The organism is Desulfuromonas thiophila, assembly GCF_900101955.1.
GTDB lineage: Bacteria > Desulfobacterota > Desulfuromonadia > Desulfuromonadales > Desulfuromonadaceae > Pseudodesulfuromonas > Pseudodesulfuromonas thiophila.
On sequence record NZ_FNAQ01000011.1, the window covers coordinates 70,628 to 82,133 of the forward strand.

General features: G+C 56.1%; 10 protein-coding genes and 1 tRNA gene. 1 reads left to right on the forward strand and 10 read right to left on the reverse strand.

The annotated features are described in order from the left end of the window. Positions 1-26 precede the first annotated feature (26 nt). From BLR80_RS09375 to BLR80_RS09385, 3 genes are all read right to left on the reverse strand, one after another. Complete coding sequence (locus tag BLR80_RS09375; protein WP_092079138.1) at positions 27-3,224, reverse strand: sodium:solute symporter family transporter; 3,198 nt, start codon at positions 3,222-3,224, stop codon at positions 27-29. 31 nt (positions 3,225-3,255) lie between these two features. Then, a complete protein-coding gene (locus BLR80_RS09380; protein ID WP_092079141.1) occupies positions 3,256-3,483 on the reverse strand; it encodes a hypothetical protein in 228 nt (75 codons plus the stop codon). Between the two features lie 314 nt (positions 3,484-3,797). Further along, positions 3,798-4,130, reverse strand: a complete 333-nt coding sequence (locus BLR80_RS09385) for a hypothetical protein (protein WP_143012129.1) — start codon at positions 4,128-4,130, stop codon at positions 3,798-3,800. Positions 4,131-4,396: 266 nt separating this feature from the next. On the opposite strand from BLR80_RS09385, the gene BLR80_RS09390 reads away from it, so the two are divergent. Beyond that, complete coding sequence (locus tag BLR80_RS09390) at positions 4,397-4,993, forward strand: XRE family transcriptional regulator (protein ID WP_092079147.1); 597 nt, start codon at positions 4,397-4,399, stop codon at positions 4,991-4,993. Between the two features lie 126 nt (positions 4,994-5,119). Here the strand turns inward: BLR80_RS09390 and ilvC are convergent, their stop codons facing one another. The 7 genes from ilvC to BLR80_RS09425 form a co-directional block, all read right to left on the reverse strand. After that, a complete protein-coding gene (gene ilvC / locus BLR80_RS09395) occupies positions 5,120-6,592 on the reverse strand; it encodes a ketol-acid reductoisomerase (protein ID WP_092079149.1) in 1,473 nt (490 codons plus the stop codon). Positions 6,593-6,726: 134 nt separating this feature from the next. Beyond that, positions 6,727-6,813, reverse strand: a tRNA-Leu gene (locus BLR80_RS09400). Positions 6,814-6,888: 75 nt separating this feature from the next. Further along, the gene (gene secG / locus BLR80_RS09405) at positions 6,889-7,353 is read right to left on the reverse strand and encodes a preprotein translocase subunit SecG (protein WP_281241636.1); all 465 of its coding nucleotides are present in this window, start codon (positions 7,351-7,353) and stop codon (positions 6,889-6,891) included. Between the two features lie 191 nt (positions 7,354-7,544). Further along, positions 7,545-8,321 carry a triose-phosphate isomerase gene (gene tpiA / locus BLR80_RS09410; protein ID WP_092079154.1) on the reverse strand — a complete coding sequence of 259 codons (777 nt, stop codon included), beginning with the start codon at positions 8,319-8,321 and terminating at the stop codon, positions 7,545-7,547. A 31-nt stretch (positions 8,322-8,352) separates the two neighbouring features. Beyond that, a complete protein-coding gene (locus tag BLR80_RS09415; RefSeq protein WP_092079157.1) occupies positions 8,353-9,543 on the reverse strand; it encodes a phosphoglycerate kinase in 1,191 nt (396 codons plus the stop codon). Between the two features lie 119 nt (positions 9,544-9,662). Then, positions 9,663-10,664, reverse strand: a complete 1,002-nt coding sequence (gap, locus tag BLR80_RS09420) for a type I glyceraldehyde-3-phosphate dehydrogenase (RefSeq protein WP_092079160.1) — start codon at positions 10,662-10,664, stop codon at positions 9,663-9,665. A 370-nt stretch (positions 10,665-11,034) separates the two neighbouring features. Next, a complete protein-coding gene (locus tag BLR80_RS09425) occupies positions 11,035-11,259 on the reverse strand; it encodes a hypothetical protein (RefSeq protein WP_092079162.1) in 225 nt (74 codons plus the stop codon). Positions 11,260-11,506: the final 247 nt, after the last annotated feature.

Consider the following 11,506-nt stretch of genomic DNA (forward strand, 5'->3'; position numbering starts at 1 on the left):
CCTGATGCGCGCCTGTCCTTGCGCGGTTAATATTCATTTCTTTTTAGCACAACCAGCGTCACGTCGTCGCGAAAATGTCGTCGGCCCTGAAACAGTCGAACCTCGTCCATGATGCTGTTGATAATGTCACTGCTGTTTTTGTCCCATTGCTCGCGCAGGATGTTCTGTAACCGTTGCAGGCCGAACAGTTCCTGGGCGCTGTTTTCCGCTTCGATAATGCCATCGGTGTAGAGCAATAGCAGGTCGTCCGGTTCAGTGATGGTGTTGCATTGTTCAAAACCGATTTCCGACTCTATGCCCAGGATCAGACCCTCAGCGTCAAGCAATTCAAAACGGTCTTGGGTACGACGATAGAGCAGGGGCTGATTGTGGCCGGCATTGGCATAAACCAGCTGATGCTTGCCACGTTCGCAGCGCAGGTAGAACATGGTGATGAACAATTCCGCCTGACTCAGATCATTGTAGAGAGCCTTGTTAAGCTGTTCCAGGGTTTGCTGCGGTGATAGCTGCTGCTGGGCCTGCGCCTGCATGAAGGTGCGTGCTGTTGCCATCAGCAGGGCTGCGCCGATATTATGACCGGACACATCGGCGATGACCACATCGAAACTGTCAGGATGCATGAAAAAATCGTAGTAATCGCCGCCGATCTGTTTGGCGGGGACACAGATGCCGGCAATGTCCAGCCCAGGTATCTCGGGCATGGCCTTCGGCAGCAGCCCCAGCTGAATGGATTCGGCAATTTTAAGCTCCTTGTCCCGCTCGCTGGCCTCGATTAATCGATCGGTTTGACGGGCATTGCGCAAAGCGATACCGATCTGTGCGGCGAGGTTTTTGTACAGTTCGATGAATTCGTCGGTATAGATGCCCTTGGCAAATCGTGAATAGGAGGACAGTACGCCGACGGGCTGGCCTTCGATGGCAATGGGGGCGTGGGCGAAAGATTTGATACCCAGCTCACGGACAATGGCTATGGAGGCTGGCTTATCCACACAGTCCGAATCATTGGCCAGCACCACCCGGTTGGTGATAAAGGTGGTGCCGATGCAGGTTTCTTGATTGATTTCGCGATCGGCGTGGGACAAAAAGGCGCTATCGATGCCCTTGAAGCTGTGTACCCGCAGTAGCTGACTGTCCTCGTCAAGGATGCGGATGGCACAGAGATCAAAGCGGAACTGGCGGTAGAGCACCTCCAGTATGTTATCAAGAATGGTCTCCAGTTTTTCGCCACTGCTGATCAGGTTGGCCACTTCGTACAGCACTCCCAGCTGTTCGCGGCTGGCGTCGCGGCTGAGGCTGACGGTGCCGAAGATATCGAACACATCCTCCATTTTGCTGCCGCGCGCTGACAGATAGTTGTCGACGATGATGCGGGCCGCTGGCGCTCCGACCGAGGCGGCCAGGGTACGTTCGGTAAAGAGTTTAAGACTGGGAATTTCGTATTCTGACAAGCTGCCGCGCTCGTCGATTTCACGATTGCCAATGTATTCAGCGATGGCCCGGTTGGCCTGTTTTTCACCAATGAATTTAGCCATCAGGTCGACAAATTCAATAACCGTAGGCGCCTTGCTGATGCGTTTGCGTTTGCTTGCCGGGTCGTCCCAGGTAGCGATCCGCACAAAGCGCATGGCCTGGGCCGCTTCTTCTGCGGTGGGGTTGGTAAGCATTGAAATGAGGAGGAAGCTGCCAAGGTTAAAGAAAAAGGTCCAGAACAGGGCGTGCGACCAGTTGTCAAGATTGTCCAGATAGAACAGGGCGGTCGGCCGCAGGGCGGCGATGCCGAATGGGCCGTCTTCCAGCAGGGATGGGGCCAACCAGCCGGCATCGACAAAGGTTGGGACAATGAGGGTATAGAGCCAGATGATAAAGCCCAGGACCAGCCCGACCATCGCACCGCGATGACTGGCTCGTTCCCAATACAGACCACCGAGCAGAGCCGGGGCAAACTGAGTGGCCGCCATAAAGGAAATCAGACCGATATTGACCAGAGCTTCTGATTCGCCCAAAGTGCGGTAGTAGAAGTAGCCGAGGAAGATCACCGAGGCGATGGCGATACGTTTGAGCAGTAACAGGGTGCCGGAGATGTCAGTGGTGCGCAGGTTGAAACGCAGCAGTACCGGCATGATCAGGTTGTTCAGGATCATGGTGGCGGAGGCCACTGATTCAAGCATGACCATGCCAGCTGCCGCCGACAAGCCGCCGATGAACACCAGGGCGGCCAAGGTCAGTTGATGCTGCCCCAGTGGCAGGGTCAGCACATAGTAATCGGCAAAGGAGGTATCACCCTGGAAGACCAGCAGCCCCCCCAGTGCTATCGGCAGAACGAACAGGTTGAGCAGAAACATGTAGGCTGGAAATGCCCACATGGCTTTACGGACATGGCCGATATCGGAGTTTTCGATGACCATGACATGAAACTGACGCGGCAGAAACATGATGGCCATCATCGACATCAGGGTCATGGAGAACCAGCGTCCGGCGGGTGAGGGACCATCGTTGAGCAACAACAGGGAGGACTTCTCTGGATAGGTGGCCAAGAATCGTGTGAAGATATCGCTGAAGCCGTCGAACAGGCCATAACAGACAAAGATGCCCACGGCCAGAAAGGCCAGCAGTTTAACTACGGATTCAAAGGCGACGGCTGCTACCAGTCCCTCGTGCCGTTCGGTACTGTCGAGCCGCATGGCCCCGAAAAAGATGCAGAACAGCGCCAACAGCAGGGCAACCACGAAAGCGGTGTCCGGGCCGGGAGCGGCAGCCGTGCCGACTTGGTGCATATCGACACCGCGGGTCAGCAGGTCGAAGCTGTAGGCGACCGCTTTGAGTTGGAGCGCAATGTAGGGTACGATGCCCAAAACCGCGAAGACAGTGACGATCGCACCGAGAGACGACGATTTGCCGTAGCGGCTGGCAATGAAGTCAGCAATGCTGACGATGTTGTGTTCCTTGCTGATCTGGAGAATCTTGCGCAGCAAAAACCACCAGGTGAAGCAGATCAGAGTCGGGCCGGTATAGATGGTGATGAAATCAATACCGCTGGTTGCAGCGCGGCCGACGCTGCCGTAGTAGGTCCAAGAGGTACAGTAAACAGCCAGCGACAGGGAATAGACATGGGCGTTGGAAATGAGGCTGCGGCCCTGGGCTCGCCGTTCGATGGCAAAATAGGCCACGCCGAACAGCAGCAGAAAGTAGATCAGGGTGATCAGGCTGATGATCTGCAGGCTCATGACTTGTCCATGTCTTCAGTGAAAACGGTTTTCAGCGGCCGGAGCTGCCGACCGAGGCGTCAAGTCGTTTGGAAAACAGATAGATGACAGCGATGGAGGCTGGCCAGCCCAGCAGAAAATAGACCACCAGCAGCGGAATGCCGAAAAGGGTGTCGATCCGGTTGAAAATCTGCAGAAACGGGAAGTTGAGCAGGATCAGGCCCAGAAGGAAGAAGGCCAGCCATAGCTGGCGTTTCTGGGCGGAATTGAGTTCCGTCATCGCTGACCTCCTAGGCAAGGATGAAACCTATTGATGATGCCCAGTATAGTGCATCCGGCTCAGGCTGTCGACCGAAGCGCGGGGGAAAGAGTTCCGATTTGATAATTAGCAAATAAAAATGTCTATATCGCTTGAAAAGTTCGCCACCATGTTATAATTGACTGTCTAGGTGGTCATTGTAGTGTGTTGGCCTCTTGCTGTGCGCGCCGCAAGATGATCTGCTGTGCGTTGCAACCTGATGCGAGGCTGTCTGAAGGCAGGGCAGGTTTTGCCGGGAAGGCTCTGAGAGAAGGGAACGGTTCTGTGGCGACTGCTCAGTTGTCTTCTGGCAGGTAGGCGGCCCGCAGTGATTGTTGATGGCAGGCGGTATGTTTTTCGATTTCCTGTCGGATAAGCCGGTTGAGGTGCTCGTTGGCGCAGTCGCCCCATAGGTGGTCATAGGGCAGGCCGAGGAATTGGGCGATGGCTTGCCGGGTTTCAGGCCGACAGCGCTGTTGCTTGATGGTTTTCTGGATGGCGTGATAACCCAGTCCGGTGGCGTTGGCGATCTGGCTGACGCTGAGATCGCGCAACGACAGCAGTTTTTGCAGCGGTGTTTTCTGATTGTTGCCGTGCGACATGCGATCTTCCCCGGTGATTGTCGACATGGGTTCTCCGCTGGCAGCAGGCCCTTATATGAGGGACTGGCGCGTTCCGTTGTCTGTGGTGAAGCAAAAAACGTAAAGCAGAGTTGTTGCTCTTCACGACTCCATAAATGATTGTTTTTTACATCATAAGAAGTTAGTGAAACATGTCAAGCTTTTTGCCGGGTGGGTGCTGCATTAACGTGTTTGCAGTCTGCGTCGGTTTGTCATTCTGTCGATAAGCATAACCTGAAACGCTGGCCGGTCAATCCGCTGTAGAGGAAGGATCTATGAGTATTGGTAAACGTTTACGTTATTTGCGAGGTTCTGTCCGCCTGCCGGATTATGCCGAACGCTACGGCGTCAGCAAAAGTACCCTGAGTCGTTATGAAAAAGGTCAAAATCTGCCTGATGCCGAGTTCATTGCTGCCGTCTGCGATGCGCATAACATTTGTCCGGGCTGGTTGATTGCCGACAAATGCTGGAAGAATAAGGCCCCTTTGCAACTGGACGAGTCGGCAGGTGCGGTTGCCGCTGCGGACGATTTCGCCTTGCTGGGGTTTTTGCGGCAGTATCTTCTGGGTCTCAACACGGATCTTAATGCGTTGCTGGTAACGCGGGTGCAGGGTGACGCCATGGCACCGACCTTGCCAGCGGGGAGTCTTGCCGTGATTCGGCGGCAGGAATGTCAGCGCGGCGATGATGGTCTCTACGCCATTGCCTCTGCGGAAAAGCTGGGTATTCGCCGCTTGCAGTGGCTTGTCGATGGGACGTTGCGGGTCAAAACCGATAATCCCGGCTATGAAGACCAGAGCTTGACGGCCGCCCAGGCCGGGCAGCTTGAACTGGTCGGCCGGGTTATCTGGACCGGACAGACGCAGTTCTGATGCCTAACCTGTGGTCCCTTCCCAGCGGGATCGGCTGCGTGTCTGAATTAACGAAAAACCGGGCCGGCTTCATCGATGAAGCCGGCCCGGTTTGTTTCATTTCTGGCCGGAGGCCGGAACAAACGATCAGACGATGGCTTTCATGCCATGCATGGCGGCGCGCAATTCCTGCCCGATGTGTTCGATGTAATGGCCGCGGATATCAGCATTGATGTCCACCAAGGTACGGTTGTCCACCTGAAAGTCTTCCAATTGCAACCCTTTGCCAATAACGTCGGTGTGAATCTCGGCCATAAAGTCTTGCAGCAGGGGAACGCAGGCGTGAGAGAACAGATAGCAGCCGTACTCAGCCGTATCGGAAATTACCCGGTTCATTTCATAAAGCTTCTTGCGGGCAATGGTGTTGGCGATCAGCGGAGTTTCGTGCAGGGATTCGTAATAGGCTGATTCCGGCTCAATGCCGACCTCCACCATGCTTTCAAACGCCAGTTCCACGCCGGCTTTGACCATGGCGACCATCAGGATGCCCTTATCGAAATAGTCTTGCTCGCTGATCTCGCCACGAGCTTCCGTCTGCTCAAAAGCCGTGTTGGCTGTCTGCTCGCGCCAGGTCAGCAGATCCCGGTCGTCATTGGCCCAGTCTTGCATCATGGTGGCAGAGAATGTGCCGGTAATGATGTCATCCATGTGCTTGCGGAACAGTGGCCGCATGATGTCCTTGAGCTCTTCCGCCAGATCATAGGCCTTTAGCTTGGCCGGATTGGATAACCGATCCATCATGTTGGTGATGCCGCCATGTTTAAGGGCTTCGGTAATGACCTCCCAGCCGTATTGTACCAGTTTGGCTGCCCAACTGGCGTCAATACCCTCTGCGACCATCTTGTCGAAGCACAGCAGTGATCCGGTCTGCAACATGCCGCACAGAATGGTCTGCTCGCCCATGAGATCGGATTTCACCTCTGCGACAAAGGACGATTCCAGTACCCCGGCACGATCACCTCCCTGGGCACTGCACAGGGCTTTGGCGATATCCAGACCATCGCCGTTGGGATCGTTCTCCTTATGGACTGCGATCAGGGTCGGCACGCCGAAACCACGCAGGTATTCGGCACGAACCTCGGAACCGGGGCATTTGGGTGCCACCATGATGACGGTCAGGTCCTGGCGAATACGGGTGCCTTCCTCGACGATATTGAAACCGTGAGCATAGCTGAAGGTAGCGCCCTGTTTCATCAGGGGTACCACGGTGCGTACCACGTCACTATGCTGCTTATCCGGTGCCAGGTTCATTACGATATCAGCGGTGGGGAGCAGTTCTTCATAGCTACCGACCTTGAAACCGTTTTCCGTGGCATTGATGTACGACTGACGTTTTTCAGTGATGGCTTCTTTGCGCAGGGTGTAGGACACGTCCAGACCGCTGTCGCGCATGTTGAGGCCCTGATTCAGCCCTTGGGCTCCGCAGCCAACGATAACGATTTTCTTGCCGCGAGCATAGTCGCACCCGCTGGCGAATTCGCTGGCATCCATAAAACGACAAGTGCCGAGTTCTTCGAGCTTCTCACGAAACGACAGGCTGTTGAAATAATTCTGGGACATGCTTTTGATTCTCCTTGGCGTGAAACAACTGATAGAACACTGGTTGGTGGGTTGGTGTCGGGCAGACTAGCTGGTTTGCAACCCGACGTAAATAAAAAACCCGATACCAGCCGGCATCGGGTTTTATCGTCAGTTGGTGCCGAAGGCGAGACTCGAACTCGCACGACCAATTGGTCACCACCCCCTCAAGATGGCGTGTCTACCAGTTCCACCACTTCGGCTTGAACAGGTCGTAGTTATACTGGAGGCTAGCGCAGACTGTCAAGCATGAATTTGGCCTGTCCGCGTTTTCTCTTTTATTTAAAAGTTCCTGTTGATTCAGATGGTTGGGTTGAATCAGCCGGGATTTCAGGCAGGTTCTCGGCATTCTCCGCAGTGGGTTCTGCCAAGGGGGCGACCGTCAGGGTCTCAGGCATCAGGCTGCCGGCACCTGGTCGTCCGTACAGATAAGCCAATGCCAGGCTGGTCAGCATGAAGATGACAGCCGTGCTCGTTGTCAGTTTGCTCAGAAACGTCTTGCCGCCACTGGCACCAAACATGGTCTGGCTGGCACCACCACCGAAAGAGGCTCCGGCTTCAGCGCCTTTGCCGGCCTGCAGCAGAACGATGATAATCAGGGCGACGGAAACGGCAACGTGCAGAATCAGTAGTGCAGTAATCATGGTGAAAGGCTTACTCCAAACCTGCTGTTGAAAAAAGGCGATGACTGGCGGTTGTAAAGATAACCGACAGCCACGGCAACCGACGATGGCCGCTGGCATTATGCCGTAAATGCCAGCGGCGCACCCTAGCATAAGCGGCCTAGCCTTGCCAACCCTTTTACAGGCGGCGCTAAAACGTCCATAACGGGCCTTCCCCGGGCGGCAAGGTGCAGAGTTCTTTGTCGTATGTTACATCGTCCCGTGCCGCTAGTACGTCATTTTGGGGCAGAACTGCCTTTGTTGCTTGACGGTTATTGTCCGGCCAGTCGGAGTGGTCGCGGATAGTGGGCGATAGCCACAAAACTGGCGCTGTCCAGACTGGCACCACCGACCAAGGCGCCGTCGATGTCAGGCTCGGCCATCAGGCTGCTGATGTTGTCCGGTTTGACGCTGCCGCCGTAGAGAATGCGGGTTGATTCCGACACCTCTGACGAAAATTGTCCCTGCAGCAGGCCGCGGATAAAGGCATGAACCTCGGCGGCCTGATCGGCACTGGCGGTTCGCCCGGTGCCAATGGCCCAGACCGGTTCATAGGCTATGACGACTTCGGCCATCTGCGCGCTGGTGATCTCAGCTAGGCCCAGCCGCATTTGGGTGGCGATGACATCGAAGAGTTCACCGTCTTCGCGCTGGGCGAGGTTTTCGCCTACACAGAGGATTACCTTTAGGCCAGCTGCCAGAGCAGCCTGCACCTTGGCATTAATGAAGGTATCAGTTTCGCCCAGCAACTGACGCCGCTCGGAATGGCCCAGAATCACATAGTGGCAGCCGGCGTCCTGCAGCAGCGTCGGCGACAACTCGCCGGTGAAGGCTCCCTCCGTTGCCGGATAGCAGTTCTGACCGGCCAGCTGAAGCGGACTGTCGCGACAAATCTCGGCCACTGCTGCCAGGGCAGTGAATGGCGGAGCGATGACCAGTTCACAGCGTTGTTCGTCCTGCAGTTTGTCTTTCAGGGTGCGAGCCAGTTCCTGCGCCTCGGCGAGCGTTTTGTGCAGCTTCCAGTTGCCGGCAATCAGGGGTTTACGCATTGAGTTTCTCCTGTGCGCGGGGCCTGTCGGCCTATTTGTTAGTCAGGGCGGCGACGCCCGGCAATATCTTGCCTTCAAGGAATTCCAGCGATGCGCCACCGCCGGTAGAAATATGGGTCATTTTATCATTCAGGCCAGCCTGGTTAACGGCCGAAACCGAATCGCCGCCGCCGATGATCGACAGGGCCGTGCTTGCCGCCAGAGCTTGAGCGACGGCAAAGGTTCCCTGGGCAAAAGCGGGAAACTCGAACACGCCCATCGGACCATTCCAGATTACCGTGGCGGCATGGGCGATAACCTCAGCATAGCGTTCGGCGGTTTGTGGTCCGATATCCAGCCCCATCTGGTCGGCAGGAAAAGCCGCGTTGTCACACAGACTGACGGGCGCATCCTTGGCGAAGGCGGGCGCCACCCGGTGGTCACTGGGCAGCAACAACTGTACCCCCTTGACTCGGGCCTGCTCCATTAAGGAGCGAGCCAACTCCAGCTGTTCGGTTTCCACCAGCGAGGTGCCAACCTCGCTGCCCTGCGCCCTTAAAAAGGTGTAGGCCATACCGCCACCGATCAGCAGACTGTCGACCTTGTCGAGCAGGCGGGTGATGACCGGAATCTTGTCGCTGACCTTGGCGCCCCCAAGGATGGCGACGAACGGTCGCTTGGGCTGTTCCAGGGCCTGTCCAAGATACTGCAGTTCCTTGGCCATCAGAAAGCCGGCTGCTGCCGGCTGCACCAGTCGTGCAATACCTTCGGTAGACGCATGGGCACGATGGGCGGTGCCGAAGGCATCATTGACATAGAGTTCCGCCAGCTTGGCCAGTTCGGCACAGAAGGCCGGCTCGTTTTTTTCTTCTCCAGCGTGAAAGCGCAGGTTTTCCAGCAGCAGCACCTCGCCATTTTCCAGCTTGGCGGCCAGCTGTTCTACCGCTGGCCCAACGCAGTCCGGTGCCATGGTCACAGGACGATGCAGCAGCCGCGCCAAGTAGGGCGCTACTGGCGCCAAGCTGAATTCGGGCTTGGGCGCTCCCTTTGGCCGCCCCAGATGTGATGCCAGAATCAGGCGTCCTCCCTGGTCTAGAATGTGGCGGATCGTGGGCAGGGCGGCGACGATGCGCGTGTCGTCGGCGACGAGCCCTTGGTCGCTGAGAGGGACATTGAAATCGACACGGCAGAACACCCGTTTACCCTGCAGGGAAAGATCGGTGACCGAAAGCTTGTTGAACATGCCGGCAGCTCCTGTGCAATAAAAAGGGGGAAGGGGCGGAAATATTAAAGTAAACAACAGCCGGCAGAAGGCTAAAAAACCCTTTGCCGGCTGTTGGCTGTTGATTGCTGCATGAGGAATCAGCGGCTGGCGACCAGCGCGATCAGGTCGACAGTGCGTTGCGAATAGCCCCATTCGTTGTCGTACCACAGCAGAACCTTGAGCATGCTGTCTTGAATAACACTGGTGGAAAGAGCGTCGAATATCGCTGAGGCCGGATTGCCATTGAAGTCGCGCGAGACCAGAGGCAGCTCGCAGTATTCTACCAATCCCTTGAGCTTGCCGGCGGCCGCGGTGCGCACCAGCCCGTTGATTTCTTCTGCGCTGGTCGGTCGGTCCGTTTCCACCACCAGATCAATGAGGGAAACATTCGGTGTTGGTACCCGGATGGCCAGGCCATCCATTTTTCCCTTAAGTTCGGGGATGACCTCGGCAACCGCTTTGGTCGCGCCAGTGGTGGTCGGAATCATCGACAGGCCGGCAGCGCGGGCCCGCCGCAGATCTTCGTGAGGCAGGTCAAGAATACGTTGATCGTTGGTATAGGAATGTACCGTAGTCATGCTGCCACGGCGGATGCCGACACTGTCCACCAATAGCTTGGCTACTGGTGCCAGACAGTTGGTGGTGCAGGAAGCATTTGAAATGATTTGGTGCTTGGTTGGATCATAGGCATCAAAATTGACACCATTGACCAGGGTGATATCGGGTTTTTTCCCTGGCGCGCTGATGATAACCCGCTCAGCTCCGGCTTCCAGGTGCTTTGCCGCCTTGTCCCGCGAGCGGAACAGGCCGGTGGATTCGAGCACGATGCCCACACCCAGATCTTTCCATGGCAGCAGGGCAGGATCGCGCTGACAGAAGATGGCAATGCGGCGTCCGTTCACCACAATCGCATCCTCATCGCTTTCCACAGTGCCAGGAAAGATGCCATGTACCGAATCGTATTTGAACAGGTGTGCCAAGGTTGCGGCATCGGTCAGGTCGTTGATGGCGACGACCTCGAAGGACGGATTGTTAAGTGCTATACGCAGGACATTACGACCGATACGACCGAAACCATTAATGGCGACCTTGACGGACATGGATGCTCTCCTTGGCGTAGTAAATTTAAAAATAAATTAAAACAAGTAAAAACGACAGGGGGGACGCGGTTCAATAACGATGTCGGTCCCTCAAACTCCGGAAGAATAGACAGCGACCCCTTTGGCGTCAAGGCCGGTCTCATGGTTTTCGTAGGTATTTGCTTGCCAATGGTGGTTTCAAGGGGAAGACCCTTGCGATCGCAGGTTGCTGGCGCAGAGGATTTTCCCTTCGGTTGGTTTGGCGCTGCGGTGTTGATTGTTGTGGTAAAATTACGCAAAACGCTCCACCGAACTTGTTCCGGTGGAGCGTTTTGCGGGGTTTAACAATTGTGATAACTACCTTTTGTGGGGCGACTGGGCGACCGTGCGATCAGGCCTTGCCGCTGACTTCCTTCGGGCTGGCAACCGCCTTGACGATGCCGAACATCACCAGAGCAGCCGGAACCAGCTGGGCCACCAGGATCAGGCCGCAGAAGCCGAGGAACAACCAGACCAGCAGACCGCTGTGGTCAGCGCGCTGCGTGGCAGCAAACACCGGCGAGGCAACCAGCAACGAGGTCAACGAGAGCAGGGTGGTTTTAAGGATGGTTTTCATGGCGTCCTCCTGTGCTTAAAGCGTTTATGGGGTTGAATCGGTTATCGGTTTGTTCCGTTGCCCTTGTGCCGGAGCTATTTCAGCGGCAGGGTTTCCTTGCTGTGGGTAACCGCCCGGGTAATGCCGACCAGCAACAGCAGCGACGGCAGAATCTGGGTGGCGATCAGCAGGGCAAAGAAGCCAAGGAATGCCCAGAGCAGAAAACCGCTGGAGGAAGCATCGGCCGCCGCGTAGACCGGCGAAGCCG